Genomic DNA, 26,227 nt, shown 5'->3' with positions numbered 1-26,227 from the left:
AGCAGCCGGTCAGTCTTGGGCCCGTCGTCCACCCCTCGGACCATTCCGAAGGGCTTCCCGCTGGGCAGAAAGTTCCACGCTTTTACACGTGAAGCATGAGATTGTCGCAGGAAATCCTTTGTGCGTCAAGCGTTTAGCCCGCAATACCCGCACTGATTTCACTGGCGCCAAGCCTAGCAGACAGGCCTTTCGCACTTGCAACCAAAACAATAGCACGCAGCGCTCTCACCGCATTGATTTCAAACAATATTTCATCTGAAATCAACAGATAGAAAGCGCTGACAGCTCACATTTTTGGTAAGTATACGGACCACAGCCTGTTGCCCGCACGCCACGCCCCTCGGAGCGGCCGCACAGATCAGCCCTGAGCGGGCAGATATTGGCGGGTCAGAGCCAGAAAGTCGTTGAGATGCACATCCTGCCCCAGCTCCTCGGTCAGAATGGCCGCCACGCGGGGCGCAATCTCGGCCGCCTTGCGGGCATCGAGAAAGAGCAGGCGGCTGCGGCGAGCCAGCATGTCCTCGACGGTGCGCGCGTACTCGAAGCGGGCGGCAAAGCGCACCATGGCCTCGGAAAGTCCGTCCATCAGCCAGTTCTGCGCGCCCGGCAACGCCGCCACGGCCGTAGCATCCGTGCCGTAGGAGTGCAGTCCCTGGCTCTGATTCATACTGTGCGTGACGGCCGCCTCGACCGGCGCACCGACCAACGGCAGGTTCACGGTCACCCCGGCGGGGCGGCTGGGCAGACGACCGATCTGGAAGCATTCGGCCAGCACATCCTCGGACATGGCCCGGTACGTGGTCCATTTGCCGCCGGTAACGGTCACCAGACCCGTCTTGCTGGCCATCACCGTGTGCTCGCGGCTGATCTTCTTGGTGTTCTCGCCATCATCGTCCTGCGGCTTGACCAGGGGGCGCAGGCCCACCCACATGCTGCGCACATCGGCCAGCGTGGGCTGGCGATTCAGATACTTGCCGGCCTCGCCGAGAATGAAATCCAGCTCTTCTGGGAAGGGCAAGGGCTCGCGCGCCAGATCGTGACGCGGCGTGTCGGTGGTTCCCAGAATCACCTTGCCCAGCCATGGCACGGCAAACAGCACGCGACCATCGGCCGTCTTGGGGATCAGCAGCGCATGATCCGTGGGCAGGAACTCGCGATCCACCACCACGTGCACGCCCTGGCTGGGCGCAACCATGGGCTTGACGGGCTTGCCCTGAGCCTCGGCATCCTGCTGGCGGAACAGATCCACCCAGGGCCCCGTGGCATTGACCACGCATTTGGCGCGCACGGTGAAGTTGCGGCCCGATTCCGCATCGCGGCAGATCAGTCCGGCAATCTGGTTGTTTTCATAGATCAGCTTTTCTGCCGGGCAGTAATTGATCAGCAAAGCGCCCTTGGCCGCAGCGGTACGCGCCAGCGCCAGCGCCAGGCGCGCATCATCAAACTGACCATCCCAGTACTTGACCCCGCCCTTGAGACCTTTTTGCTGCACGGTCGGCAGGTATTTCACGGTCTTGGCGCTGGAGAGGAATTCGGTCGCCCCAAGGCCGGCCTTGCCGGCCAGAGCGTCATACATCTTGAGGCCGATGCCGTAGAACGGCGTGTCAAGCAGCTTGTACGAGGGCATCACAAAGGCCAGAGGCTGGGCCAGATGCGGCGCGTTGTGCAGCAGGGTCGTGCGCTCATGCAGCGCTTCGCGCACCAGGGAGATATTGCCCTGCGCAAGATAGCGCACGCCGCCGTGCACCAGCTTGGTAGCGCGCGAGGAAGTGCCCTTGGCGAAGTCCATGGACTCCAGCAGCACGACCTTGAAGCCACGCGCCGCCGCGTCAACCGCCACCCCCAGACCGGTGGCACCACCACCAATGATGGCCAAGTCATACGTCTCGGGCTGAGCCAGACGAGCCAGCAGGTCGGCTCGCAAGGAAGTCAAAGGGGAAGCGGACTGATTCATGAAAAACTTTGCTAAAGGTCTCACATTGCGCTGGCTTCGCACCCACACGAAACAAGCCGCACTGCAGAGTACAAACTTCGGTCAGTATTTTCGCTCTTTTTCGTTTCTTTTGTTTTTAACAGAAAATTTTTTCGATTTTGATACAAAAAGATCTACCAAGGGTAAAAAGAAAGGCTTGGCAAGTGAGTCCCGCCAAGCCCTCTTCTTCAGATCGTCTTAACGCACCTTGCCGTTTTTCCAGGCATTGAGCAGCGTGTCATAGGCAATGGTTTCACCCTTTGGTTTTTCATTGCCCAGTTTTTTCCACGGCGCATGCTGTTCACTGAGCCATTTGGTCGGGTCGCCCTTGGGATTGAGCTTGGGTGCGCAGTGCGCCATGCCAGCGCGCTGCAGACGGGCCATGACTTGGTCCATTTCCTCCGCAAGGTTGTCCATCGCAGCCTGGGGCGTTTTTTCACCGGTCACAGCAGTCGCCACGTTTTTCCACCACAACTGTGCCAGCTTGGGGTAGTCGGGCACGTTGTTGCCGGTGGGAGTCCACGCTGCGCGCGCGGGGCTGCGGTAGAACTCCACAAGGCCGCCAAGTTTGGGCGCCATGTCGGTCATTGCCTTGGAGCGGATATCAGACTCCCGGATAGGCGTCAGCCCCGTCACGGTCTTCTTCAGGCTGGTGGTTTTGGAGGTCACAAACTGTGCGTACAGCCAGGCAGCTGCCTTGCGGTTGGCATCATGGTCCTTGAAGAAAGTCCAGCTACCCACGTCCTGATAACCGTTTTGCATACCGGGCTTCCAGTACGGGCCGTTCGGGCCTGGAGCCATGCGCCACTTGGGCGAGCCATCGGCATTCACCACAGGCAACCCGGGCTTGGTCATGTCTGCCGTGAAACCTGTGTACCAGAAGATCTGCTGCGCGATATGCCCCTGGGCTGGCACGGGACCAGACTCGCCGAAAGTCATGCCCATGGCTTCCTTGGGCGCGTACTTCTTCATCCAGTCCACATATTTGGTGAGCGCATAGACAGCCGCTGGCGAATTGGTGGCGCCGCCGCGCGAGACCGATGCCCCCAAGGGCGTGCACTTGTCATCTGCCACGCGGATGCCCCACTCGTCCACCGGCATGCCGTTGGGAATGCCCTTGTCGGCCGCGCCGGCCATGGACAGCCAGGCGTCCGTAAAGCGCCAGCCCAGCGAAGGATCCTTCTTGCCGTAATCCATGTGCCCATAGATGGGCTTGCCATCAATGGTTTTCACATCATTGGTGAAGAACTCGGCAATGTCTTCATACGCGCTCCAGTTCAGCGGCACACCCAGGTCGTAACCGTACTTGGCCTTGAACTTGTCCTTCAAGTCCTTACGCTCAAACAGATCGGCGCGGAACCAGTACAGATTGGCAAACTGCTGATCGGGCAACTGATAAACCTTGCCATCCGGCGCGGTGGTAAAGCTGATACCAATGAAGTCCTTCAGGTCCAGACCAGGGTTGGTCCACTCTTTACCCTCGCCTGCCATGTAATCGGTCAGATTCATGATCTTGCCGTAGCGGTAGTGGGTACCGATCAGGTCAGAATCCGAAATCCAGCCGTCGTAAATACTCTTGCCCGACTGCATCGAGGTCTGGAGTTTCTCGACCACATCGCCCTCCTGAATCAGGTCATGCTTGACCTTGATACCAGTGATCTCGGCAAACGCCTTGGCCAGCGTCTTGCTCTCGTACTCGTGCGTGGTCAGCGTTTCCGATACCACCGAAATTTCTTTCACGCCCTTGGCCTGCAGTTTCTTGGCGGCCTCGATGAACCACTTCATCTCGGCCATCTGCTGGTCTTTGCTCAAGGTGCTGGGCTGGAATTCGCTGTCCACCCATTTTTTGGCCTCGGCTTCGCCAGCCCAGGCGGAATGGCCTGCGACCAGTGCCGCAGCGGCAAAGGCAATGGCCCGAAATTGCACGTTCATAGCTGTCTCCTGTTGATGTGTCTACAAGCACTCCCCGCCGTCCTACAAATCTCGGCCACGGGGGAGGATCGGGCCAGATCGGGTCACTCTGTCAAGCCATGGTGCGGCGCACATTCGCCGCAGGGCGTCAGCCTTTACGCATCACCAGTGCCAGTACCAGCATGGACAGCACAAAGCTGATCCACACCGACGGCTCTTCCGACAAAGAGAAACACTGCACCATCTTTTCACCCAGGCCCACCCACGCAAGATTGATATAGGCGGCCAACAGCAGACCGATGAAGAAGCGGTCACCACGCGTAGTTTCCATGGGTAGCCAGCCTTTGCGTTGCACCGTGGGGCTGCGAATTTCCCAGACGGTCATCACGACCAGCATCAACGCGATACAAGTAAAAAACACGGCCACCGGGGTGGTCCAGACCATCCAGCTAAACATGAGCCAGCCCTTTCAGTCACTCATCAAAACCGCCCTGCCTACGGCAACTAGGCTCCGCCTGTTGCCAAGCAGCCCTCACCCCGTCCTCTCCCTAAAGGGGTGAGGGAGTCAAACCTGGACGTAGCACCCAAAAACTGACGCAGCCCAGATCTAGACACCGCGCAAGGGCCGCCCCGCCGCGCTGGTGTCGTCCCCTCCGGCGAAGCCAGTGAGGGGGAAGACGCGCAGCGACTCAGGGGTGCATTCAGACCCTTCCCATCGCAAAGCCTTTGGCGATGTAATGCCGCACAAACCAGATCACCACCGCGCCCGGCAAGATGGTGAGCACGCCAGCCGCAGCCAGCGTGGCCCAATCCATTCCAGAGGCACTAACCGTGCGCGTCATCGTGGCCACGATGGGCTTGGCGTTCACGCTGGTCAGCGTGCGCGCCAGCAGCAGCTCCACCCAGCTGAACATGAAGCAAAAGAACGCCGCCACGCCCACGCCCGCCTTGATCAGCGGCAGAAAAATGGTGAGAAAAAAGCGCGGAAAGCTGTAGCCGTCGATATAGGCGGTCTCGTCGATTTCACGAGGAATGCCGCTCATGAAGCCTTCCAGAATCCACACCGCCAGCGGCACGTTGAACAGCAGGTGAGCCAGGGCCACGGCAATGTGCGTATCCATCAGCCCCATGGTGGTGTAGAGCTGAAAGAACGGCAGCAGGAACACGGCTGGCGGTGTCATGCGGTTAGTCAACAGCCAGAAGAAGACATGCTTGTCGCCCAGAAAACGATAGCGCGAGAACGCATAGGCAGCGGGCAGAGCCACGGTGAGCGAGATCACCGTGTTGATGGCCACATAAATCAGGCTGTTGATATAGCCCGAATACCAAGAGGGGTCGGTAAAGATGGTGCGGTAGTTGGCCCAAGTGAAATGCTGGGGCCACAGCGAAAAGCTGACCAATATCTCTTCATTGGTCTTGAAGCTCATGTTCACCATCCAGTAGATGGGCAACACGGCAAACACCAAGTACAGCAGCAAGAACAGGCTGCGCTTGTGGAAGCGGTTTTCATTCATAGCCAACCTCCGGCGAATTGGTTCCCACGCGCTGCATCCAGTTGTAGAGGATGAAGCACAGCAGCAGAATGATCAGAAAGTAGATCAGCGAGAACGCCGCTGCTGGTCCCAAATCAAACTGCCCCACAGCTTTTTGCGTCAGATACTGGCTCAGAAACGTGGTGGCATTGCCCGGGCCGCCACCCGTCAGCACAAAGGGCTCGGTGTAGATCATGAAGCTGTCCATAAAGCGCAGCAGCACGGCAATCATTAGCACGCCGCGCATCTTGGGCAGCTGGATATAGCGAAACACCGCCCATTTACTGGCCCCATCAATGCGCGCGGCCTGGTAATACGCATCAGGAATGGAGCGCAGACCGGCATAGCACAGCAGCGCCACCAGCGGCGTCCAGTGCCACACATCCATCACCAGCACCGTGAGCCATGCATCCACCGCACTGCCCGTGTAGCTGTAGTCGATACCCAGGCCGTTGAGCGCAGCGCCCAACAGGCCAATATCGGCACGGCCATAAATCTGCCAGATGGTGCCCACCACGTTCCACGGAATCAGTAGCGACAGCGCCACCATCACCAGCACAGCCGATGCCTTCCAGCCCTGTGCTGGCATGGACAGCGCCAGCGCAATGCCCAGCGGAATTTCCACCAGCAGCACCGCCAGCGAGAACGTGATCTGCCGCCAGAGCGCAGCATGCAACTCCTGGTCACGCAGCATGGTTGCAAACCACTCCGTACCCACGAACACGCGACGCTCGGGGTCGATAATGTCCTGCACCGAATAGTTCACCACCGTCATCAGCGGCAAGATGGCCGAGAACGCCACGCAGATGATCACCGGCAAAATAAGCAGCCAGGCCCGCTGGTTGACGGGTTTGTTTGTAGGGGTCATGCCAGCAACTCCTCATTGCGGTAGTAGCAGGTGTGGGGGCCCGCAAGTTGCAACCACACTGTCTGCCCCACTGCAGGCAGCGTTGTTCCACTGGCAAAGCGGGCTTTCAATGCTTTGCCATCAACTACCGCTGTCAGCATCAGGTGCGTGCCCACGTCCTGCACACGCTGCACCTGCGCCACAATCGCGCCGGGTGCATCGGGCAAAGCCAGGCGCAAATACTCTGGACGCACGCCCAGTTGCAGGTTCGCTCCTTCGGTCACCAGTGCCTGCAGCTCGGCTGCCACTGGCATGCGACGATCACCCACCCACAGCGCGCCATCACGGCTTTCAGCCGAAAGAAAGTTCATGCCGGGCGAACCAATAAAGTGCCCCACAAACGCATGGCGCGGACGCTCGAACAATTCGTCGGGTGCCCCCATTTGCATCACCCGGCCGCGCGACATCACCACCACCTGTTCGGCAAACGTCAGCGCCTCGACCTGGTCGTGCGTCACATAGATCAGCGTGAGCTTGAGTTCCTGGTGAATCTGCTTGAGCTTGCGCCGCAGCTGCCATTTGAGGTGCGGGTCGATCACAGTGAGCGGCTCATCAAAAAGCACGGCCGCCACATCAGAGCGCACCAGCCCCCGGCCGAGCGAGATCTTTTGCTTGGCATCCGCCGCCAGACCTGCTGCGCGCTGGTTGAGCTGGCCGCTCATCTCCAGCATCTCGGCGATGGCGCCCACGCGCTGGCGGATTTCAGCCTCTGGCACTTTGCGGTTGCGCAATGGGAAGGCCAGGTTCTCGGCCACGGTCATGGTGTCGTAGATCACCGGGAACTGGAACACCTGGGCGATGTTGCGCTGCTGCGGACTTTGCTGCGTTACATCGCGCCCATCGAACAGCACCTTGCCGTGCGATGGCGTCAGCAGCCCCGACATGATGTTCAACAGTGTGGTCTTGCCGCAGCCAGAAGGGCCCAGTAACGCGTAGGCACCGCCATCAGCAAACTCCATCTGCAGTGGCAACAGCGCGTAATCGCTGTCCTGCTGCGGATGGGGTCGATAAGCATGGGCCAGGTCGAGTGTGATGCGTGCCATATTCAGACTCCTGCCGCGGCTGCTGGCAACTGCAGCAGCGCTCCGCCATTGCCACGGTTATTTCCACCGACCTTTTCACTCTCGAAGACATAGCACTGCGCTGGTGCAAGATAAACGCTGATGGGTTGATTGATTCCAATTTTGTGCACCCCTGTCAGCTGCGCCACCCAGTCCCCCCAGGGCAACTCCACATGCACAAAGGTGTCTGATCCCGAAATCTCCGCCAGGTGCACCATCCCACGCAGCGCCACATCACCCGGTCGCGCCTGCAAGCCCAGTGCGTTGGCACGCACGCCTAGAACCGCTGTACCTGCAGGCAAGGGTTGCTGCAGCTCCAGCTGGGTTCCGTCTGGCAATGTCATCTGATGCCCGCCTGCATCAATCACCACGTCCACCAGATTCATGGGCGGATCGCTGAACGCCCGCGCCACACGCAGAGACTTCGGTGCATGGAACACCTGAGCCGTGGGACCGTACTGCAGCAACTCCCCCGCATCCAGTACCGCGGTGTAGCCGCCTAGCAGCAGCGCCTCACCGGGCTCGGTCGTGGCGTAGACCACGGTGGAGCGACCAGCATCGAACAGCTGGCTCAACTCCTCGCGCAGGCCTTCGCGCAGCTTGTAGTCCAGGTTCACCAGGGGTTCATCGAGCAACATCAGCGGTGCATCCTTGGCCAATGCGCGCGCCAGCGCTACGCGCTGCTGCTGACCGCCCGACAGCTCGGCAGGCAAGCGATCCAGGAACATATCAATGTGCAAACGCTGTGCCAGAGCGCGCACTTTGCTATCAATGCCTTTGTCTCCGCGCAGCTTCAGCGGCGATGCAATGTTGTCGGCCACCGTCATCGACGGGTAGTTGATGAACTGCTGGTAGACCATGGCCACATTGCGCTGGCGCACCGGCATGCCGGTGACATCCTGGCCGTCGACCAGCACACGACCGCTGGTGGGTGCATCCAGTCCGGCCATGATGCGCATCAGACTGGTCTTGCCCGCTTGCGTGGCCCCCAGCAGCACAGTCACGGCATTGCTTTGCAAGGTAAGGTTCAAGGGGTAGAGCCATGTCTGCCCCCCGACACGTTGCACCGCGTTCTCCAGCACCAGCTGCATTGCACTACCTCCGCCCGTTTGGACATGCCTGACAACCATCGTGAGCAAACAATCATTTGCTTTCGATTCGTTTTCATTTTTGTATTTTTGAAGATCAAACCAATAGAAAATTACCCTAAGTGATGTTCGTTTAGATTCGATCTAAATTGACCAGACCATGTAGTGGAGGTGTTCGATGCGTTATAAACCGGTCGATCTACAGGGATCCTCATATCAAAAGTCCATCGCAATGAACTCCAACCCCCGCCAACTGCAACTCGTCGAAGAAGTCCGCGCCCGCCAGTCCACGTCAGTGGAGCAACTGGCCGAAACACTGGGCGTGACCCTGCAGACCGTGCGCCGCGATATTCAGAAGCTGGCCGACGCCGGCCTGCTGGTGCGCTTTCATGGCGGCGTGCGCGTGCCCAGCGCCACGGTGGAGAACCTGGCTCACACCCAACGCCAGGTGCTGCATGCCGAAGGCAAGATGCGCATTGCGCGCGCCATCGCCGAGGCCATTCCCAACGGCTGCTCGCTGATTCTCAACATCGGCACCACCACCGAAGCAGTGGCCCAGGCCCTGCTGCAGCACAAGGGGCTGCGCGTCATCACCAACAATCTCAATGTCGCCGCCATCCTCAGCAGCAATGCCGATTGCGAGGTCATTGTCGCGGGCGGCGTGGTGCGCACCCGCGACCGCGGCATCGTGGGCGAGGCTGCCGTGGACTTCATGCGCCAGTTCAAGGTGGACATTGCCGTGATCGGCATCTCGGCCATCGAGTCGGACGGCAGTCTGCGCGACTTCGACCTGCGCGAGGTCAAGGTCGCCCAGACCATCATCGGCCAGTCGCGCGAAGTCTGGCTGGCGGCCGACCACAGCAAGTTCAGCCGCCAGGCCATGGTGGAGCTGGCCCGACTGAACCAGATCGACCGCCTGTTCACCGACGTGCCGCCCTCCGCCCCCTTCGATGCCCTGTTGCGCGATGCCGAGGTGCAATGCACCATCGCCCAATGAACGCAGCCCCCTATCTGATCCGCCCTGCGCTCCCCGAAGATGCAGCAGGCATTGCCGGGCTGCTGCACGACATAGGCTGGTTCAAGGCCTATGAAACCCATTCCGCCGCCCAGAGCACCGAGGCCGTGCAAGCGCTGCTGGACGAGCTGCAGACCGGGCCGGAGCGCTCTCTGATGCTGGTGGCACAAGACGGCCAGCACCGCATTCACGGCTACTGCGCCGTGCACTGGCTGCCGGTCGCCGTGCAGCAGGGCTGGGAGGCCTATGTGAGCGAGTTGTTTGTCGCCGAAGCAGCACGCGGTGTCGGCCTGGGCCAGCAACTGCTGGATGCAGCCACACAGGCTGCGCGCGAGCGCCACTGCCTGCGCATCTGGCTGGTCAACAACCGCGAGCGCCCTTCCTATGTGCGCGGCTTCTATTCCCGCCAGGGCTGGAGCGAACAGGCCGAAATGGCGCGCTTTGTGCTCCCCCTCTGAACCACGGACAACCCATGACAACCTATCTGCTCGCCCTGGACCAGGGCACCTCCAGCTCCCGCTCCATCGTCTTCGACACGCAAGGCCGCATCGTGGCATCGGCCCAACTGGAGCTGCCGCAGATCTACCCGCAGCCGGGCTGGGTGGAGCATGACCCGCGCGAGATCTGGCGCACCCAGCTGACCACCGCCAAGGAGGCGCTGGCCAAGGCGGGCCTCAAGGCCGCCGATATCCGCTCGGTGGGCATTACCAACCAGCGCGAAACCACCATCGTATGGAACCGCAAGACCGGCGCTCCCATCCACCACGGCATCGTCTGGCAGGATCGCCGTGCCGAACCCACCTGCGTGCAGCTGCGCGAAGCCGGTCATAGCGACGCCATTCTGCAGAAAACCGGCCTGCGCATCGATGCCTATTTTTCAGGCACCAAGCTCAAATGGCTGCTGGACCATGTGCCCGGCGCACGCGCTGCTGCGCAAGCTGGCGAGCTGGCCTTCGGCACGGTGGATTGCTGGTTGATCTGGCAGCTGACGGGCGGCAAGCGCCATGTCACCGATGTGAGCAACGCCAGCCGCACCATGCTCTTCAATGTGCACAGCAACCAGTGGGATGCCGATCTGCTGGCCCTGCTCGACATTCCTGCGGGCCTGATGCCCGAAGTCCTGCCCTCGGCCGCCGATTTCGGCCAGACGGCGGACGAGGTGCTGGGCGGCTCCATCAATATCGGCGGCGTGGCCGGCGACCAGCAAAGCGCGCTGTTCGGCCAGGCCTGCTTCGACGCGGGCATGGCCAAGAACACCTACGGCACGGGTTGCTTCATGCTTATGCATACGGGCAGCAGCTTCCAGACATCGAGCAACGGTCTGCTGACCACATCGGCCGCCCAGGCGAGCAGCCAGCCCCAGTTTGCGCTGGAAGGCAGCGTCTTCGTCGGCGGAGCGGTGGTGCAGTGGCTGCGCGACGGCCTGCAGGCCATCGAGCACAGCGGCCAGGTACAGCAACTGGCCGAAAGCGTGCCCGACAGCGGCGGCGTGATGCTGGTGCCGGCCTTTACCGGCCTGGGCGCCCCCTACTGGAAACCCGATGCGCGCGGCACCATCACCGGACTGACACGCGGCACGACGATGGCCCATATCGCTCGAGCGGCCCTGGAATCCATTGCCTACCAGAGTGCGGCCCTGCTCGGCGCCATGAGCCGCGACGCCGTGGCCACGGGTGGCACGCCGGTCAGCGAGCTGCGTGTGGACGGCGGCGCCTGTGTGAACAATCTGCTGATGCAGTTCCAGGCCGACCTGCTTGGCATTCCCGTGGTGCGCCCGGCCTGCGTGGAAACCACGGCTCTGGGTGCGGCCTATCTGGCCGGCCTGTCCAGCGGTGTCTATCAGAGCACCGAGGAGCTGTCGGCCTTGTGGAAGGCCGAGCGCCGCTTCCTGCCCACGCTGAGCAAGGACCGCGCCGACGAGCTGATGCAGCGCTGGGAACAGGCCGTGCGCCAGACCACGGCGCAGTAAAGCCGCGCCGCCCAGCCCTTGCCAGGCAAGCGCGTGGACCGGCAAAGCCATCAAAAAAGGGATGCCAGGGCATCCCTTTTCCCTTGGACCACAACAGCCGCAGCGCTCAGTCTTCGTCGCCCAGCAGCGCCTTGTGGATCACGGCGCCGATGATGGCGCCCACAATGGGAGCCAGCCAGAACAGCCACAGTTGCTCCAGTGCGATGGCTGGACCGAACAACGCCGGGCCGGTACTGCGGGCGGGGTTGACCGAGGTATTGGTCACGGGAATGGAGATCAGATGGATCAGCGTCAGGCACAGGCCGATGCTCATGCCCGCAAAGCCCACGGCGGCCTTCTTGGTGGTGGAGCCCAGGATCACCAGCAGAAACACGGCGGTGAGCACGACTTCGGTCACCAGCGCCGCCGCCATATTGAACTTGCCCGGCGAATGCTCGCCATAGCCATTGGTGGCCAGATCGGTCACATGGGCACCGGCCTTGCCGCTGGCAATGAAGTACAGCATGGCTGCCGCCACGATGGCGCCCAGGACCTGGGCAATGATGTAGCCGGGCAGCTCGGCAAAGCGAAAACGACCGGCCACCGCCAGACCGACGGAGACCGCCGGGTTGAAGTGGCCGCCGGAGACCGGGCCGAAGGCATAGGCCCCCGTCAGCACCGTCAGACCGAAGGCAAAGGACACGCCCAGCAGGCCGATGCCCACTTCGGGAAAGGCCGCTGCCAGCACCGCGCTGCCGCAACCGCCAAAGGTCAACCAGAAAGTACCCAGAAACTCCGCCGACCATTTTTTGACATTGGATGCCATGATTGCTCCCTATTTCCAATGAGCGTTGCCCGTGCCGCACCACGCGGCATGGAACCGTACCGCTGCGAATCTTAGAAAGCGATCGACGAAAAGTACAAGGCACAAATGTGAACAATCCACGACGGCGCTGGCTTTGGAGCCTCTTGTTGATCTGCGCCAGCCTCGCTGCCTGCACGACGGCGTCGCTCACACCCCATCGCATCTGCAGCACACCCCAGGCCCGGCTCTGGTCTCTGCTCGGCGAGATCCGCTGGCCGCACGAGCAGCTGTTTGCCGGCACGACCGTGGGCGGTCTGTCCTCGATCGACTACGACGCGGGCAGCCGTCTGTATTACCTGGTCAGCGACGACCGCTTAGCCCATGGGCCGGCGCGCTTTTACACGGCCCGCATCGACTACGACGCCAGCGGCCTGCACCAGGTCACGCTGCAGGATGCGCGACCGCTGCTCAGCCCCGCACAGGCCCCCTATCCCAGCCACCGCCAGCCCCTGCCCGGCATCGCGACGCCCGACGCGGAAGCCCTGCGCGTGCTGCCGGGAGGCCAGTCCCTGATTTGGAGCAGCGAGGGCGACTTCGCACGCGGATTCGGCCCGCAGCTGCTGCAATCGGGCACGGACGGGCGCTGGCAGCGCGAATGGCCGCTACCGCCCGAGCTGCGCCTGCGGGTCCGCAAGTCCGAGGGGCCGCGCAGCAACCTCACGCTCGAAGGTCTGGCGTTGAGTCAGGATGGCAAGACGCTCTGGCTGGCCATGGAAGCGGCGCTCAGACAAGACGGCCCCCTGCCCGCACCCGGCCAAGCGGGCGGCCCGGTGCGCATCACTGCCTATGACATGGGCACGCAACAGCCCCGACGCCAGCTGGCCTACCAGCCCGATGCCATGCCTGCCGACCTGTGGCTGCAACGCGGCGCCATCAACGGCGTCAGCGCCGTGCTGGCCGACGACGCAGAGCATCTGCTGGTGCTGGAGCGCTCCTTTGCGCCGCCGCTGCGCTTCGGCGCCCGCATCTACCGCATCAGCACCCGCGCCGACGCCAGCAGTGACACGCTGGGCCAGAGCCGGCTGCAGCCTGGCAGCTACCGGCCCGCCGACAAGAAGTTGCTGCTGGATCTGGCGGATGCAGGCCTGCAATCCGTGGACAACCTGGAGGGCATGAGCTGGGGACCACCGCTGCCCGATGGCCGACGCGTGCTGCTGCTGGTCAGCGACAACAACTTCAACCCCGCCGAAGTCACCCAGTTCGTCGCCCTGAGCGAGGAGCACGGCCGCTGCGGCGCAGGTTTATAGTGCCGTTCTGCGCCTGGAATCCGAATACAGGCTTGCCCACTTGCTGCATTGCAAAGCGAATCTAACCATCATGAGCCAGACCGACCACTCGACCTCCGTCTTCCCTCCCATCGCCTTTATCGGCGGCGGCAATATGGCCAGCGCCATCATCGGCGGCCTGATCCGCCAGGGCGTTCCGGCCAGCAGCATCACCGTGGTCGAGCCTTTTGAAGCCACGCGTGCTGCGATCAAGACCAGCTTCGGCATCGACGCCCTGCCCGCCGCCACCGAGGCCCTGCAAAGCGCCCAGCTGGTGGTCTGGGCCGTCAAGCCCCAGAGCTTCAAGGAGGCGGCCGCTCCCGTTGCCGCCCACACCCGCAACGCCCTGCACCTGAGCGTAGCTGCCGGCATCACCACCGACAGCATTGCGGCCTGGACCGGCACCCGCCACATCGTGCGCGCCATGCCCAATACCCCGGCCCTGGTCGGCAAGGGCATGACGGGCCTGTTCGCCCGCCCCGAGGTCGATGCCCAGGGCAAGGCCCTGATCGAGACCGTGATCGGCAGCACCGGCGAACTCACCTGGGTGGACCAGGAAGCACATCTGGATGCCGTGACGGCCATCTCCGGCTCCGGCCCGGCCTATGTATTCCTGTTCCTCGAAGCCATGACCCAGGCCGGCGTCGACATGGGCCTCAGCGCCGAGCAAAGCTACAAGCTGGCCGTGGCCACGTTTGCGGGCGGATCGGAACTGGCGGCGCGCTCCAGCGAGAGCGCCGAAGTGCTGCGCCAGCGCGTGACCAGCAAGGGCGGCACCACCTATGCTGCCATCACCCATATGCAGGAGCAGAAGCTGCCCGAGCATTTCATCGAAGCCATGCGCAAGGCCCAGATCCGCGCACAGGAACTGGCCGCCGAGTTCGGCAAATAAAGAAAACCGGCCTCGGCCGGTTTTCTTTTGGATCTTTCAGCTATCTATCGCTTATCAATCAAGCGATTCAGGCTATCAAAACAGGACTATTTCAACGCAAACCCTAGCGCCACGCCCGCAAAGATCGCAGCGCCGATCCAGTGACTCTTGCTGAAGGCGACGAAGCAGCCTTCGCGTGTGCGGTTCTTGATCAGGCTGAAATGCCAGACGATCTGGGCTGCTGCCACGCCCATGCCCAGCCAGAAGGGCCAGCCCAGCTGATAGGGAGCCAGCACCCAGGCGATCAGCCCCCAGCACAGGGCAAAGAACAGCATGATGGCCGTGACATCGAAACGGCCCAGGGTGATGGCCGAGGTCTTCATGCCGATCTTGAGATCGTCATCGCGGTCCACCATGGCGTATTCGGTGTCATAGGCCAGCACCAGAAACATATTGGCCAGCCACAGCGTCCAAGCCGTGGCATTGACCTCGCCCGTCACCGCCGCAAACGCAATCACGATGCCGAAATTGAAGGCAATGCCCAGAAAGGCCTGCGGCATGGCAAAAAAGCGCTTGGTGAACGGATAGAGAATCGTGAACAGCACGGCGGGCACCGACCAGGCCACGGCCTCCCAGCGCGTGGACAGCACCAGGCCGAAGGCCACCAGCGTGAGCACCAGGCCGACCATGGCGGCTTCCCTGACCGAGATCTGGCCGCTGGTGATGGGGCGCTGAGTGGTGCGTTTCACATGCCTGTCGAAGTCGCGGTCGGCAATATCGTTGATGGTGCAGCCCGCGCTGCGCATCAGCACCGTGCCCAGCACAAAGACCACCAGCAGATGCCAGCCCGGAAAGCCCTGACCGGCCACCCACAGTGCCACCAGCGTGGGCCAGACCAGCACCAGCCAGCCCGCGGGACGGTTGAAGCGGATCAGATCCAGATACAGCGACAGCTTGGAGCGCGGCGAAGCAGGAATGGAGGCGGACATGAGAGGGGTTCCGGAAGGCAGGAGATCATGACCGGGCCCCCAGGCCGCGGTCAGCGCAGCGGCAATTGTGCCTCGGCCTGCACCGCCCTGAGGGCGCCACCCCCATGCTCGACACGGTCTGCCAGCCAGAGCACCAAGGCCGTCCAGCCCAATCCCAGGCACAGCCCCGCCAGCACATCGCTGGCATGATGCACGGACAGCAACACGCGGCTCAGGCCCGTGCTCATGGCCAGCAGCACTGCCGCCGCAAAGACCCAGGCCCGCCAGCGCGGCGGCAGTCGACGAGCGACCAGCCAGGCCAGCATGCCGAAAATCGCGGCCGTGCCTGCGCTGTGACCACTGGGAAAGCTGAAACCGGCCTCATGCACCAGACCGTCCAGCGGACGCTCGCGCTGCATGGTCGCCTTGAGGAAGCGCACCCACAGTCCCGTGCCGGCCACAGCCACCACCCAACCCAGCAGTTGCAGGCCCTGGCGTCGCCACAGCAGCCACAGGCCCACGACCAGGCTCAGCAGCCCCATGACGCGCAAATCCCCGAGCATGGTCCAGCCCAGCACCAGGGGCTGCAGACTGGGCGGCAGGCCTGCGCTCACCGCGTTCTGCAGCTTCAGATCCAGAGCCATCAGCCCCTGCGGCGGCTGAAGCGACTGCGACTGCTGCACGCCGACGACCAGCAAGGCCAGAGCAGTGGCAGCCAACCCCGCCACCGCCAGCAGCCAATTGCCGCAAGGCCTGAGATCCGTGCTGTGGTCCTGCCACAGCCACGCGGCCCGGCCCTGCGCACGCCAGCGCAGCATGCAGGCCGCAGCCAGCAACAGCAGCAGCAACATCCATATGGCATGTCCGTCCACCCACTGCATCAGCAAGACCACGGGTTCCACCACAGCAAGCACGCGCATTCCTTTCAACATCAAAAGCGAAAAAGCCCTGACGGGCCTCCAGAGGCTAACCCGCCAGGGCTTAAGCGAAACTGAAACTATGACCGGGCCGGGCAGTTGCCGCGGCGCGGCTCACTCTTCGAGCAGGGAGCGCAGCATCCAGGCCGTCTGCTCGTGCACGGCCAGACGCTGGGTCAGCAGATCGGCAGTCGGCTCGTCGCCGGCCTTGTCGGCACGGGGAAACAGCTGGCGAGCCGTGCGCGCCACGGCCTCGTGGCCCTGCACCAGGATGCGCACCATCTCCAGGGCCTTGGGCGGCTGGGCCGGTGCGTCGGGCAGGCTGGTGAGCTTGCCGAACTGGGCATAGGAGCCAGGCGCATGGTGGCCCAGTGCGCGGATGCGCTCGGCCACGGGATCGACGGCATTCCACAGCTCGGTGTACTGCGCCATGAACATGGTGTGCAGCGTGTTGAACATGGGCCCCGTGACATTCCAGTGGAAGTTGTGCGTGGTCAGGTACAGCGTATAGGTGTCGGCCAGCAGCGCCGACAGCCCCTTGGCAATGGCGGCGCGGTCCTCGTCGCTGATGCCGATATGGATGCCGGCGGGCACCTGCGGCGCGGCGTCCGACTTTTGTTTCTGCGATTTGTCCTTGCCTTGCTTGGTCATGCACTCACCTTTCAGGTTTAACGAATCCAGACTCCCGCCCTCTTAGAGCCGCTGAAGCCACGCTTACTGCGACAGGCGCTGCACTCCCGGAAGCGGGCAGGCGTAGACGGCATTGCGCAATGCGGCAATCGCCTCGTAGCGCGTGAAGCTGCGCCGCCAGGCCAGCACCACACGGCGGGTGGGCGGCGCAATGCCGTCTTCCTCATGAATCGGAAGATAGCGAATATGAGGCTCATCGGCGCGGCGACGGCGCTCAATGGGAGCCAGCGCGTCCTCGGGCACGGACAGGCGCGGCACCAGGGTCACGCCCATGCCGGCCGCCACCATGTACTTGATGGTTTCCAGCGAGGAGCCTTCGAACGTGCGGCGAATGCCTTCGGAGTTGCTGGCATAGCGCGCGAATTCGGGGCAGACCTCGAGCACATGGTCGCGGAAGCAGTGACCCGCGCCCAGCAGCAGCATGGTCTCGTTCTTGAGATCCGTGGTGGACAGGCTCTTCTTCTGCGCCAGCGGGTGGGTGCTGGGCACGGCGGCCATGAAGGGCTCGTCGTAAAGCGGCGCCAGTGCCAGGCCGGTATCCGGGAAAGGCTCGGCCATGATGGCGCAGTCGATCTCGCCCGTGCGCAGCATCTCCAGCAGCTTGACGGTGAAGTTCTCCTGCAGCATCAGCGGCATCTGCGGCGTCATATTGATGGAGTTGCGCACCAGATCGGGGAGCAGATAGGGGCCGATGGTGTAGATCACGCCCAGGGTCAGAACGCCTGACAGCGGGTCCTTGCCTCGCTTGGCGATTTCCTTGATCTCGTTGGCCTGCTCCAGCACGCTTTGCGCCTGGCGCACGATCTCCTCGCCCAGCGAGGTGACCGAGACTTCGCCGGCACTGCGCTCGAAAATCTTGACATCCAGCTCTTCCTCCAGCTTCTTGATCGCCACGGACAGCGTAGGCTGGGACACATAGCAGGCTTCGGCTGCGCGGCCAAAGTGCTTCTCCCGCGCAACGGCCACGATGTACTTCAATTCGGTAAGAGTCATAGAGAGTGGATCTTTCGGATCATCAATAACAACATTGATTCATCCTGTTTTTGCATTCAATCACATATTACCAAGGCAAAAGATTACATATATTCCTGCAAAAACGTAACTATTTACGTCTACAGACGCAATTTTCGGTACTTCAGGCCTTCAGATACTCGGCCTTGCCACCCAGCCAGCGGCTGACATGGCGTGCCGCCAGCGCCGGAAATTGCTCAAGCATAAGCGGTGCCAGCTCGCGCGCCCAGTCCAGCAGCAGCACATCCTGCTCCAGATCGGCAAAGCGCAACATGGGAGCGCCGGACTGCCGCGCGCCGAGGAACTCGCCCGGACCGCGAATCTCCAGATCCCGCCTCGCGATCTCGAAACCGTCATTCGTTTCGGCCATGGCCCGCAGGCGCTCCTTGCCGGTATCGGACAGGCGCCCGTTGTCATTGACCGAATACAGCAGCACGCAGGCCGAAGCCGCAGCGCCTCGCCCCACGCGGCCGCGCAGCTGGTGCAGTTGCGACAGTCCGAAGCGCTCCGAGTGCTCGATGACCATCAGCGAGGCATTGGGCACGTCCACACCGACTTCAATCACGGTGGTGGACACCAGCACGCCCATGACGCCGGCCGAAAACAGCTCCATCACGGCCTTTTTCTCTGCCGTGGGCATACGCGAGTGCAGCAGGCCCACCATGACACCGGGCAGCATTTCGCTTAAATACTCATGGGTGGCCGTGGCATTCGACAGATCCAGCGCCTCGCTTTCCTCGATCAGCGGGCAGACCCAGTAGACCTGGCGCCCGCTGGCGACCTGGGCGCCGATGCGCTCGATCACCTCGTCCTTGCGGCTGTCCGAGATCAGCTTGGTGACGATGGGCGTGCGCCCTGGCGGCAACTCGTCGATGGTGGAGACATCGAGGTCGGCGTAATAGCTCATGGCCAGGGTGCGCGGGATCGGCGTGGCGCTCATCATCAGCAAATGCGGCTCCATGCCCGTGGCTGCGAGCTTTTGCCGCAACGCCAGACGCTGGGCCACGCCAAAGCGATGCTGCTCGTCGATCACGGCCAGGGCCAGGTTCTTGAACTGGACCTGCTCCTGAATCACGGCATGGGTACCCACGACCAGCGCCGCCTCGCCGCTTTCCACCAGCGCGAGCATTGCGGTGCGCTCCTTCTTTTTCTGGGCCCCTGCCAGCCAGGCGACCTTTTTGCCCAGCGGCGCCAGAATCGGCTCCAGCCAGCCGACCAGCTTGCCAAAATGCTGCTCGGCCAGAATCTCGGTGGGCGCCATCAATGCGCATTGCCAGCCAGCCTCGATGCAGGCCACGGCAGACAAGGCCGCCACCACCGTCTTGCCAGAGCCCACATCGCCCTGCAGCAAACGGTGCATGGGAATGCGGCGCTCCATATCGGCCCGAATCTCGCCCACCACGCGCTGCTGCGCCCCCGTCAGGCCAAACGGCAGCTGCGCCAGAAACTGCTGGGTCAGATCCGCCATCCCAGCCTGCGGCCTGAGCACGGGCGCGCGCAAGCGGGCGCGCTCGCGCTTGGCCTCGTACTGGGACAGTTGCTGGGCCAGCAGCTCTTCGGCCTTGAGCCTTTGCCAGGCAGGATGGGAATGGTCCTCCAGCGTGACCAGTGCCACATCAGGCGTTGGGTGATGCAGAAAAGTGAGCGCATTGCGCAAGTCATATGCGGGCTGAAGCCCATTCTGACCATAGAACTGCGCAATGGGAGGCGACTGCTCCGGAGGCAGGGTCTCGGACAGATCGGCACGCAGCAGCGCCGAAGCAATGGCCCGGCGCAGATAGGCCTGGGGCAGGCTTGCGCTGGCGGGATAGACCGGAGTCAGCGCCGTGGGCAGCTCTCCGCCCGCCACCCGGAACGCAGGATGCATCATCTGCCGTCCCCAGAAACCACCCTTGACCTCGCCGCGGATGCGCAGGCGCGCGCCTGGCGCCATGGTCTTTTGCTGCGACGGGTAGAAGCTGAAGAAGGTCAACAGACAGGTGCTGCTGCCATCGTCCACGGTGACCTTGAGCATGCGTCGCGGACGCAGCTGCACCTCGCTGTGCGTGACCGTGGCTTCGATCTGCACCGTCTCGCCATCGCGCGCGTTCTTCAGCGGCACGATGCGGGTTTCGTCCTCATAGCGCAGCGGCAGGTGCAGAGCCAGGTCGATATCGCGTGTCAGCCCCATCTTCAACAGCGCCTGCTGCGCAGGGCTGATGGTCTTTTTGGGAGCGGCATCCAGATCCGTGCCCGCCTTTTTTTCACGAGTGCCAGCGCGCTTGGCAGCAGACTTAGGCTCGGCAACAGGCTTTTTTGACACAGACAAATAGGACTCCTTGGCTACACTCCCCGCAACAGGGAAAGCAATGTATGTATATACAGCATATTCAGGTTTGCAAACAACTGCCCGCCAGCGCAAGAAATGCAAAATCGCTACCATTCCCAGCTTGTTACTTTGTGTTTCAGTAGAAATCCATGTTGAAGCGAGTTGATGTCGAGCACCTGCGCCCAGGAATGTTCGTGCACGAGTTCTGTGGCTCGTGGATGGAGCATCCCTTTTTGCGTGCCAGCCTCCTGCTCGAACAGCCCAGGGACCTGGAACGCCTGCTTGCCACCACCATCCGCCAGGTGTGGATAGACACCGGCAGAGGCGTCGACATCGCTCCCGACATCACGCCGGCCGAGGTCTCCGAGGCGCCGGACGATGAAGCGGCGCCGAGCTCGCCTGCACGGCTCACCAGAACCAGCGTGGAGTTGCAGCAGGCCCGCCAGATCATCGGGCAGGCGCGCGATGTGCTGAAGACCATGTTCAGGGACGTTCGTCTGGGCCGTCCGCTGGACCTGCCAGCCTCAGGCCAGCTGGTCGACGAAATGGCGGAGTCGATCAAGCGCAACCCCCATGCCCTGATCAGCCTGGCGCGCCTGAAGACTGCGGACAATTACTCCTATATGCACAGCATCGCGGTATGCGCCCTGATGATAGGTCTGGCGCGCCGCATGGGCCTGGACGAACACCAGGTGCATCTGGCGGGCGTCGCGGGCCTGCTGCACGACATCGGCAAGAGCAAAGTGCCTCTGGAGGTGCTCAACAAGCCAGGGGCGCTGGATGCCGAGGAATGGGTCATCATGAGGTCCCACCCTCGCTGGGGCTACGAACTCCTGCTGCCCCAGGGCCTGGATGATGCCGTCACCGATGCCTGCCTGCATCACCACGAAAAAGTCGACGGCACAGGCTATCCCGACGGCCTGAAGCAGGACGACATCAGTCTGATGGCGCGCATGACGGCCGTCTGCGATGTCTATGACGCCATCACCTCGGATCGCCCCTACAAGCAGGGCTGGCACCCGGCCATCGCGCTGCAGCGCATGGCGCAATGGGCGCCCCACCACTTCGACAAGGCTATCTTCGAGCAGTTTGTCCAGACAGTGGGCATCTACCCGCTGGGCTCGCTGGTGCGGCTGCAGTCCCAGCATCTTGCCGTGGTGCTGGATGTCTCGCCAAACTGCCTGCTGACTCCCAAGGTACGGCGCTTTTACTGCCTCAGCCAGCAGCGCCGCATCACGCCCGAGATTCTCGATCTGGCCTGCCCCCATGCCAACGACAGCATCGTCGGGCGCGAAGACCCTGCCGACTGGCCCTTCAGGAATCTCAACGAGCTCTGGACCCCAGCTGCTGCTCAGCCCTGAAGCCGGCAGCCCTAATGGCGATTTGCGACAATCGCCCACTTGTTTGATTGAACTTGGAACGGGCCTCGTACGGCCCTCAAGCACCGCATGTCTTCCAGCACCCGTGAATTCACACTCAGCGATTTCGACTTCGACCTGCCCGAATCCCTGATTGCCCAGCATCCCACCGCCGTTCGCAGCGCCTCGCGCCTGCTTGATGGCCGCAGCCTCCCCGCCACCGACCGCATCTTCCGCGAACTGCCCGATCTGCTGCAGCCCGGCGACCTGCTGGTCTTCAACGACACCAAGGTCATCAAGGCACGCGTCTTCGGCGAAAAGGCCAGCGGCGGCAAGATCGAACTGCTGGTCGAGCGCGTGCTGCAGAACAACGAAGTCGTGGCCCACATGCGCGTGAGCAAGAAGCCCTTGCCCGGTGCCAAGATCCATCTTTGCGGCGGCCTCAGGAATGGCGGTTTCGAAGCCACGCTGCTGGGCCGCTGGCCGGACGAGAACGGGCCGCTGTTCCATCTTTCCTTCAAGGGCAACCAGGGCGAGTCGCCCTATGAATTGCTGGAGCAGTTCGGCCACCTGCCGCTGCCGCCCTATATCGAGCGCCAGCAGAACGCCGAGCACGATCCTGATGAAAAGGAAGACAGCGAGCGCTACCAGACCGTGTTCGCAGCCCACCCCGGCGCCGTGGCCGCACCGACCGCCGCCCTGCATTTCGACGAGACGGTACTTGCCGCCCTGCAAGCCAAGGGCGTGGAACGCGCCAGCGTCACCCTGCATGTGGGTGCCGGCACCTTCCAGCCCGTCAAGACCGAAAACCTTGCCGACCACACCATGCACAGCGAGTGGTACGACATTCCCCTGCCCACCTTGGCCGCCATGGAGCGCTGCCGCCAGCGCGGCGGCCGCATCATTGCCGTGGGCACCACCACAGTGCGCACGCTGGAGTCCTGGGCCAAGTACGGCAATATCACCGGTGACACCAGCATCTTCATCACCCCGGGCTTTCAGTACCAGGTGGTGGACATGCTGATCACCAACTTCCATCTGCCCAAAAGCACGCTGATGATGCTGGTCAGCGCCTTTGCGGGCTACGAGCACATCATGGCCATGTACCAGCATGCGATTGCCCAGCACTACCGCTTCTTCAGCTACGGGGACTCCATGCTGCTGGAGCGCCAGCGCTGATCTGCAACATATTGGAGCCGCTGCGACGGCTCCCGGCATAAGGAGTTACAGAAACACTGGGTCCAATCTTTTCTTAGTGGTAGATTTCATCGTTTTGTCAAAGTGCTTATTTATTTAGTCATTTAGAAAAATCAATGGAAGTTCAAACCCCACAAGATGAAGAGTTGGATCTGCTGGATCTGTTGGTCACTCTCGCGGAAAACTGGAAGATTCTGATTTTCGGCCCGCTGCTGGCGGGCATCGCAGCCTATGGCATCGGTCTGGTGATCCCCAAGACCTACGAAAGCAGCGCATCGGTTCAGGTGGAGCGTGCCGGCTCCAGCTTTACCGCCCCCATGGCCGCCAGCCTGGCCATGTCCGCAGACGTTCTGCACCAGATTGCTCCCGTTGCGGGCCTGGACGATGGCCTGACCAAGGAAGAGATCTATAAGAAGCTCAGCAAGCGCATAAGCGTCAATGTCGGCAAGCAGGACAAGCTGCTGAATATTGCAACGCAGGCCAAGTCGCCCGAAGCGGCTCAAAAGCTCAACCAGGCGCTGCTGGACACCCTGTTTCCCCTGAGCAAGCCACGCGGTCTGGAAAAAAAGCAGCTGGAAGTGCAGCTGGCTTCCGAGAAGACACGCCTGGAGGAGTCGCTCAAGCTCGAGCATGACACCTCCGCCAACCTCTCCTCCGGGAAAAGTGTCACCGAAGCCACCAGCCGCCTCTATGGCGAACTGCTGACCGCCAACAGCAATCGCCAGAAGGGGATTCTGGACATGGAGCGTCGCCTCGGCGGTCTGGACAACGACGATGTGATCCAGATGCCAACCCTGCCCGAGCGCTCCATCAAGCCCAAGAAGCCCATGCTGGCCATTGGTGCGGCCGTGGGCACCGGTTTCCTGCTGCTGCTGTTTGTCTTCATCCGACAGGCACTGCGCACCGCCAAAGAATCCTCACCCGAACAGGCCGAGAAAATTGCGCGTATTCGTAACGCCATGCCCTGGTAAGCCCTCACCGCCCAACCCATGCCCGCACCCGACAGTGCGGGCATTTTTCTGGGCGCCGCAACGCAGGCCGGACGCCTCGCCCCCTAGAATTCCTCGCTTCTTTGTCGCAAATCGCTACGGACATGCTCCCCCGCTGGCTCTCTCCCACACTTTCCCCGTCAGCGCAGTCTGCCATCCGCGGTGTTCTGCTCACCATATTCGCCTGTGCACTGTTTGCGGTTCTGGATAGCGCCACCAAGTTCAGCGGCAAGCTGCTGCCGGTGCTCATGGTGCTGTGGTTGCGCTTCATGGCCCAGGCCTTTGTCACCAGCGTGCTGGTTCTGCCCCGGCATGGCCTGTCGGCACTGAAAACCCGGAACCTGAGGTTTCAGCTGCTGCGCGCGATCTCTGGGCTGTTGACCACGGTCTGCGCCTTTTTCTGCATACAGAACATGCCCCTGGCCAATTTCACGGCCATCTGGTCTGCAGCCCCGCTGTTCATCGTGGTTGCATCGGCACTCTTCTTCAAGGAAAAGGTCAGTCCTGCCCGCTGGGCGCTGCTGGTGATCGGTCTGCTGGCCGTGATTGCCATTGTGCGGCCGGAAAATGACGGTCAGGCCCTGGGTCTGGCCGCCCTGTGGCCCGTGGGTCTGCTGATATCCGGCACCACCTACCAGGTGCTGGGAAGCCGCCTGTCGCGCCTGGACTCGCCTCCGACCACCCAGCTTTACTCCACCTGGCTGCCGATACTGCTGACCACGCCGCTGGTCGGCCTGGTATGGCAGCCCATCGATCACTGGCAGATCTACGCGGCGGCGGCCGTGATGGGACTTTGCAGCGGCATTGGCCACCTGATGCTGCTGCAGGCATACACCCACGCCACGCCTGCGACTGTTGCCCCGTTTCTCTACAGCCAGATCGGCTTCGCCATGCTGATGGGCTGGCTGTTTTTCGGACAGCTTCCCGACAGCACATCGCTGATCGGCATGGCGGTGGTGACGCTCAGCGGCCTGATGGGCGTCTGGCTGGGCATCCGGGAAAAGCGCTGAGCCCTCCGGAGAACGAGCCTCTCAATAGCCGTGCCTGAGCCTGAATTCCCTGGCCTTGCCGAAGTGCCCGTTACCGATAAAGGGCACGGGCGGCCTCAGGGCCGATAGCGGCGAAGGGTGGTTGCTCATCAGCACCAGATGGCCTCTATCCTGGGGAATGAACACCCGCTTGGACTGGGCGTGCGAGCCCCAGAGCATGAAGACCGTGGGGCGCCCCTGCTCGGCCACTTGGCGGATGATGGCGTCGGTCAGCTCTTCCCAGCCCTTTTTGGCATGGCTTGCGGCCTGCCCCTCTTCCACCGTCAGACTGGTGTTGAGCAGCAGCACGCCGTGCTGGGCCCAGCCCACCAGACTGCCGCCGGGCTGGGGGAAAGCCGGAAACGGCGTCCCCAGCTCGCGCTGCATTTCCTTGAAGATGTTCTGCAGCGAAGGCGGAACACGCACCCCGGGGGCGACCGAGAATGCCAGCCCCTCGGCCTGCCCGCGGCCGTGATAGGGGTCCTGCCCGAGGATCACGACACGCACATCCTCCGGCGGTGTCAACTCCAGGGCCCTCAAGGGGGCCGGGGGAAAGATCACCGCACCGACATCCAGCCTTTGCTGCAGGAACTGCAGCAGCTTCTGGCCGGTATTTCCCGCAAAAAAGGTGTCGACAGCGGTTTGCCAACCTGACGAGACTGGCCAGTCCTGCGGATCTGCACTCGTCAACTGGGTAGGCGCTGCGGTGTTAGCAACTGTGCTCTGGCTGGTGAGGTTCATGCCTTGATTTTCTCAACTTCCACGACCATCCCGAAGGAGTTCCTGCAGGCTTGGCGACTATCGGGGACCCAAAATACCTGATTTCAGTGAGTGACACATTCTGACATTTTGCAAAAAATCGACTCCAACACAGCTGACCGCTCGGCAGCTCGGGCTCACAGGGAGTTTTTCATGCACACGTCTTCTGCCAGTCACTTGCCAGTCTCTGCCGCGCAGGCCTTCTTCTCCTATGCCCGCCCGGCCTTCAGCCTCAACCCCCAGGGTTTCAGGTTTGCCGGCTGGGAATTGCGCCTGCGCACGCGCAGCCTGATCAGCGCCGCCGGGCACGAAGTGGGGCTCACAAAGAGCGAGTTCGCACTGCTGCTGGCCCTGCTCAAGCGCCCCAAGCAAATCATGAGCCGTGAACAGATCATGGACATGACCCAGGCCGAAGACACGGTCTTCGACCGTGCCATCGATGTGCAAATGCTGCGCCTGCGCCGCAAGATCGAAACGTCGGGTCGCTCGCCCACGCTGCTCAAGACCAAGCGTGGCGCCGGCTATTTTCTGGATGCCGACGTGCAGGTGCTGCGCTGAACCTGCGCA

The 26,227-nt window shown here is 62.3% G+C and carries 25 protein-coding genes; 11 read left to right on the top strand and 14 right to left on the bottom strand.

Going from position 1 to position 26,227, the window contains the following annotated elements; genetic code table 11:
• Positions 1 to 358: 358 nt before the first annotated feature.
• A complete protein-coding gene (locus ACLBXN_RS11255) occupies positions 359 to 1,954 on the bottom strand; it encodes an FAD-dependent oxidoreductase (protein WP_447612186.1) in 1,596 nt (531 codons plus the stop codon).
• Between ACLBXN_RS11255 and ACLBXN_RS11250 the strand changes: the two genes are divergently transcribed.
• Positions 1,953 to 2,174, top strand: coding sequence for a hypothetical protein (locus ACLBXN_RS11250; RefSeq protein WP_447612185.1), 222 nt, complete (start codon positions 1,953 to 1,955; stop codon positions 2,172 to 2,174). The genes ACLBXN_RS11255 and ACLBXN_RS11250 overlap by 2 nt on opposite strands.
• Here the strand turns inward: ACLBXN_RS11250 and ACLBXN_RS11245 are convergent.
• From ACLBXN_RS11245 to ACLBXN_RS11220, 6 genes are all read right to left on the bottom strand, one after another.
• Positions 2,171 to 3,904: an ABC transporter substrate-binding protein gene (locus ACLBXN_RS11245; protein ID WP_447612184.1), complete on the bottom strand. Its 1,734-nt coding sequence runs from the start codon at positions 3,902 to 3,904 to the stop codon at positions 2,171 to 2,173. The two genes, ACLBXN_RS11250 and ACLBXN_RS11245, sit on opposite strands and share 4 nt — an antisense overlap.
• Before the next feature lie 127 nt (positions 3,905 to 4,031).
• Positions 4,032 to 4,340, bottom strand: coding sequence for a DUF2160 domain-containing protein (locus ACLBXN_RS11240; RefSeq protein ID WP_447612183.1), 309 nt, complete (start codon positions 4,338 to 4,340; stop codon positions 4,032 to 4,034).
• Between the two features lie 244 nt (positions 4,341 to 4,584).
• A complete protein-coding gene (locus tag ACLBXN_RS11235) occupies positions 4,585 to 5,397 on the bottom strand; it encodes a carbohydrate ABC transporter permease (RefSeq protein WP_447612182.1) in 813 nt (270 codons plus the stop codon).
• A complete protein-coding gene (locus tag ACLBXN_RS11230; RefSeq protein WP_447612181.1) occupies positions 5,390 to 6,283 on the bottom strand; it encodes a carbohydrate ABC transporter permease in 894 nt (297 codons plus the stop codon). The genes ACLBXN_RS11235 and ACLBXN_RS11230 overlap by 8 nt, the downstream gene beginning before the upstream one ends.
• On the bottom strand, positions 6,280 to 7,365 hold the full coding sequence (locus ACLBXN_RS11225; protein ID WP_447612180.1) for an ABC transporter ATP-binding protein: 1,086 nt from the start codon (positions 7,363 to 7,365) through the stop codon (positions 6,280 to 6,282). The genes ACLBXN_RS11230 and ACLBXN_RS11225 overlap by 4 nt, the downstream gene beginning before the upstream one ends.
• Positions 7,366 to 7,367: 2 nt before the next feature.
• On the bottom strand, positions 7,368 to 8,474 hold the full coding sequence (locus tag ACLBXN_RS11220; protein ID WP_447612179.1) for an ABC transporter ATP-binding protein: 1,107 nt from the start codon (positions 8,472 to 8,474) through the stop codon (positions 7,368 to 7,370).
• A 229-nt stretch (positions 8,475 to 8,703) separates the two neighbouring features.
• Here ACLBXN_RS11220 and ACLBXN_RS11215 point away from each other — a divergent pair, with 229 nt between their 5' ends.
• The 3 genes from ACLBXN_RS11215 to glpK are packed head-to-tail and all read left to right on the top strand — an operon-like array spanning position 8,704 to position 11,455.
• The gene (locus ACLBXN_RS11215) at positions 8,704 to 9,468 is read left to right on the top strand and encodes a DeoR/GlpR family DNA-binding transcription regulator (protein WP_447612178.1); all 765 of its coding nucleotides are present in this window, start codon (positions 8,704 to 8,706) and stop codon (positions 9,466 to 9,468) included.
• Complete coding sequence (locus ACLBXN_RS11210) at positions 9,465 to 9,944, top strand: GNAT family N-acetyltransferase (protein ID WP_447612177.1); 480 nt, start codon at positions 9,465 to 9,467, stop codon at positions 9,942 to 9,944. The genes ACLBXN_RS11215 and ACLBXN_RS11210 overlap by 4 nt, the downstream gene beginning before the upstream one ends.
• Positions 9,945 to 9,958: 14 nt before the next feature.
• Positions 9,959 to 11,455, top strand: a complete 1,497-nt coding sequence (glpK, locus tag ACLBXN_RS11205) for a glycerol kinase GlpK (protein ID WP_447612176.1) — start codon at positions 9,959 to 9,961, stop codon at positions 11,453 to 11,455.
• Positions 11,456 to 11,561: 106 nt separating this feature from the next.
• Here glpK and aqpZ read toward each other — a convergent pair whose 3' ends face one another.
• A complete protein-coding gene (aqpZ, locus tag ACLBXN_RS11200; RefSeq protein WP_043003927.1) occupies positions 11,562 to 12,260 on the bottom strand; it encodes an aquaporin Z in 699 nt (232 codons plus the stop codon).
• 107 nt (positions 12,261 to 12,367) lie between these two features.
• Here aqpZ and ACLBXN_RS11195 point away from each other — a divergent pair, with 107 nt between their 5' ends.
• Together ACLBXN_RS11195 and proC are read left to right on the top strand one after the other, a co-directional pair.
• Positions 12,368 to 13,546, top strand: coding sequence for an esterase-like activity of phytase family protein (locus tag ACLBXN_RS11195; RefSeq protein ID WP_447612175.1), 1,179 nt, complete (start codon positions 12,368 to 12,370; stop codon positions 13,544 to 13,546).
• Between the two features lie 70 nt (positions 13,547 to 13,616).
• Entirely contained in the window at positions 13,617 to 14,456 is an 840-nt protein-coding gene (proC, locus tag ACLBXN_RS11190) for a pyrroline-5-carboxylate reductase (RefSeq protein ID WP_211457316.1), read from the top strand.
• A gap of 86 nt (positions 14,457 to 14,542) precedes the next feature.
• Here proC and ubiA read toward each other — a convergent pair whose 3' ends face one another.
• From ubiA to recG, 5 genes are all read right to left on the bottom strand, one after another.
• Positions 14,543 to 15,424, bottom strand: a complete 882-nt coding sequence (ubiA, locus tag ACLBXN_RS11185) for a 4-hydroxybenzoate octaprenyltransferase (RefSeq protein ID WP_211457317.1) — start codon at positions 15,422 to 15,424, stop codon at positions 14,543 to 14,545.
• 50 nt (positions 15,425 to 15,474) lie between these two features.
• The gene (locus ACLBXN_RS11180; RefSeq protein ID WP_447612174.1) at positions 15,475 to 16,323 is read right to left on the bottom strand and encodes a phosphatase PAP2 family protein; all 849 of its coding nucleotides are present in this window, start codon (positions 16,321 to 16,323) and stop codon (positions 15,475 to 15,477) included.
• Positions 16,324 to 16,434: 111 nt separating this feature from the next.
• Entirely contained in the window at positions 16,435 to 16,971 is a 537-nt protein-coding gene (locus tag ACLBXN_RS11175) for a Dps family protein (RefSeq protein ID WP_003068377.1), read from the bottom strand.
• Positions 16,972 to 17,034: 63 nt separating this feature from the next.
• Positions 17,035 to 18,003: a LysR substrate-binding domain-containing protein gene (locus ACLBXN_RS11170; protein WP_003050465.1), complete on the bottom strand. Its 969-nt coding sequence runs from the start codon at positions 18,001 to 18,003 to the stop codon at positions 17,035 to 17,037.
• Positions 18,004 to 18,145: 142 nt separating this feature from the next.
• Positions 18,146 to 20,323 carry an ATP-dependent DNA helicase RecG gene (recG, locus tag ACLBXN_RS11165; protein WP_447612315.1) on the bottom strand — a complete coding sequence of 726 codons (2,178 nt, stop codon included), beginning with the start codon at positions 20,321 to 20,323 and terminating at the stop codon, positions 18,146 to 18,148.
• A gap of 155 nt (positions 20,324 to 20,478) precedes the next feature.
• Here recG and ACLBXN_RS11160 point away from each other — a divergent pair, with 155 nt between their 5' ends.
• The 4 genes from ACLBXN_RS11160 to ACLBXN_RS11145 all read left to right on the top strand — a co-directional run bounded on the left by ACLBXN_RS11160 (position 20,479) and on the right by ACLBXN_RS11145 (position 24,883).
• Complete coding sequence (locus tag ACLBXN_RS11160; RefSeq protein WP_447612173.1) at positions 20,479 to 21,690, top strand: HD-GYP domain-containing protein; 1,212 nt, start codon at positions 20,479 to 20,481, stop codon at positions 21,688 to 21,690.
• Between the two features lie 87 nt (positions 21,691 to 21,777).
• Complete coding sequence (gene queA / locus ACLBXN_RS11155) at positions 21,778 to 22,866, top strand: tRNA preQ1(34) S-adenosylmethionine ribosyltransferase-isomerase QueA (protein ID WP_003050455.1); 1,089 nt, start codon at positions 21,778 to 21,780, stop codon at positions 22,864 to 22,866.
• 134 nt (positions 22,867 to 23,000) lie between these two features.
• Positions 23,001 to 23,855 carry a Wzz/FepE/Etk N-terminal domain-containing protein gene (locus ACLBXN_RS11150; RefSeq protein ID WP_407714473.1) on the top strand — a complete coding sequence of 285 codons (855 nt, stop codon included), beginning with the start codon at positions 23,001 to 23,003 and terminating at the stop codon, positions 23,853 to 23,855.
• 122 nt (positions 23,856 to 23,977) lie between these two features.
• Positions 23,978 to 24,883 carry a DMT family transporter gene (locus ACLBXN_RS11145; protein ID WP_447612172.1) on the top strand — a complete coding sequence of 302 codons (906 nt, stop codon included), beginning with the start codon at positions 23,978 to 23,980 and terminating at the stop codon, positions 24,881 to 24,883.
• Between the two features lie 21 nt (positions 24,884 to 24,904).
• Here the strand turns inward: ACLBXN_RS11145 and ACLBXN_RS11140 are convergent, their stop codons facing one another.
• Positions 24,905 to 25,642 carry a uracil-DNA glycosylase gene (locus ACLBXN_RS11140; RefSeq protein ID WP_211457323.1) on the bottom strand — a complete coding sequence of 246 codons (738 nt, stop codon included), beginning with the start codon at positions 25,640 to 25,642 and terminating at the stop codon, positions 24,905 to 24,907.
• A gap of 171 nt (positions 25,643 to 25,813) precedes the next feature.
• Between ACLBXN_RS11140 and ACLBXN_RS11135 the strand changes: the two genes are divergently transcribed.
• Positions 25,814 to 26,218, top strand: a complete 405-nt coding sequence (locus ACLBXN_RS11135; RefSeq protein WP_043003918.1) for a winged helix-turn-helix domain-containing protein — start codon at positions 25,814 to 25,816, stop codon at positions 26,216 to 26,218.
• The last annotated feature ends 9 nt before the right edge of the window (positions 26,219 to 26,227 follow it).

Source organism: Comamonas sp. C24C (genome assembly GCF_053345995.1).
Note: the sequence above shows the minus strand (reverse complement) of the source record. Positions and strands in the feature narration are given on the sequence as shown.

Bases quoted from the DNA above. Each gene is read 5' to 3' on its own strand.
- ACLBXN_RS11135 (WP_043003918.1), top strand. From the start codon at position 25,814: ATGCACACGTCTTCTGCCAGTCACTTGCCAGTCTCTGCCGCGCAGGCC.
- ACLBXN_RS11245 (WP_447612184.1), bottom strand. From the start codon at position 3,904: ATGAACGTGCAATTTCGGGCCATTGCCTTTGCCGCTGCGGCACTGGTC.
- queA (WP_003050455.1), top strand. From the start codon at position 21,778: ATGTCTTCCAGCACCCGTGAATTCACACTCAGCGATTTCGACTTCGAC.
- ACLBXN_RS11160 (WP_447612173.1), top strand. From the start codon at position 20,479: ATGTTGAAGCGAGTTGATGTCGAGCACCTGCGCCCAGGAATGTTCGTG.
- glpK (WP_447612176.1), top strand. From the start codon at position 9,959: ATGACAACCTATCTGCTCGCCCTGGACCAGGGCACCTCCAGCTCCCGC.
- ACLBXN_RS11180 (WP_447612174.1), bottom strand. From the start codon at position 16,323: ATGCGCGTGCTTGCTGTGGTGGAACCCGTGGTCTTGCTGATGCAGTGG.
- ACLBXN_RS11250 (WP_447612185.1), top strand. From the start codon at position 1,953: ATGAAAAACTTTGCTAAAGGTCTCACATTGCGCTGGCTTCGCACCCAC.
- ubiA (WP_211457317.1), bottom strand. From the start codon at position 15,424: ATGTCCGCCTCCATTCCTGCTTCGCCGCGCTCCAAGCTGTCGCTGTAT.
- ACLBXN_RS11175 (WP_003068377.1), bottom strand. From the start codon at position 16,971: ATGACCAAGCAAGGCAAGGACAAATCGCAGAAACAAAAGTCGGACGCC.
- ACLBXN_RS11230 (WP_447612181.1), bottom strand. From the start codon at position 6,283: ATGACCCCTACAAACAAACCCGTCAACCAGCGGGCCTGGCTGCTTATT.
- ACLBXN_RS11150 (WP_407714473.1), top strand. From the start codon at position 23,001: ATGGAAGTTCAAACCCCACAAGATGAAGAGTTGGATCTGCTGGATCTG.
- ACLBXN_RS11255 (WP_447612186.1), bottom strand. From the start codon at position 1,954: ATGAATCAGTCCGCTTCCCCTTTGACTTCCTTGCGAGCCGACCTGCTG.
- aqpZ (WP_043003927.1), bottom strand. From the start codon at position 12,260: ATGGCATCCAATGTCAAAAAATGGTCGGCGGAGTTTCTGGGTACTTTC.
- proC (WP_211457316.1), top strand. From the start codon at position 13,617: ATGAGCCAGACCGACCACTCGACCTCCGTCTTCCCTCCCATCGCCTTT.
- ACLBXN_RS11170 (WP_003050465.1), bottom strand. From the start codon at position 18,003: ATGACTCTTACCGAATTGAAGTACATCGTGGCCGTTGCGCGGGAGAAG.
- ACLBXN_RS11220 (WP_447612179.1), bottom strand. From the start codon at position 8,474: ATGCAGCTGGTGCTGGAGAACGCGGTGCAACGTGTCGGGGGGCAGACA.
- ACLBXN_RS11240 (WP_447612183.1), bottom strand. From the start codon at position 4,340: ATGTTTAGCTGGATGGTCTGGACCACCCCGGTGGCCGTGTTTTTTACT.
- ACLBXN_RS11225 (WP_447612180.1), bottom strand. From the start codon at position 7,365: ATGGCACGCATCACACTCGACCTGGCCCATGCTTATCGACCCCATCCG.
- ACLBXN_RS11215 (WP_447612178.1), top strand. From the start codon at position 8,704: ATGAACTCCAACCCCCGCCAACTGCAACTCGTCGAAGAAGTCCGCGCC.
- ACLBXN_RS11140 (WP_211457323.1), bottom strand. From the start codon at position 25,642: ATGAACCTCACCAGCCAGAGCACAGTTGCTAACACCGCAGCGCCTACC.
- ACLBXN_RS11210 (WP_447612177.1), top strand. From the start codon at position 9,465: ATGAACGCAGCCCCCTATCTGATCCGCCCTGCGCTCCCCGAAGATGCA.
- ACLBXN_RS11145 (WP_447612172.1), top strand. From the start codon at position 23,978: ATGCTCCCCCGCTGGCTCTCTCCCACACTTTCCCCGTCAGCGCAGTCT.
- ACLBXN_RS11235 (WP_447612182.1), bottom strand. From the start codon at position 5,397: ATGAATGAAAACCGCTTCCACAAGCGCAGCCTGTTCTTGCTGCTGTAC.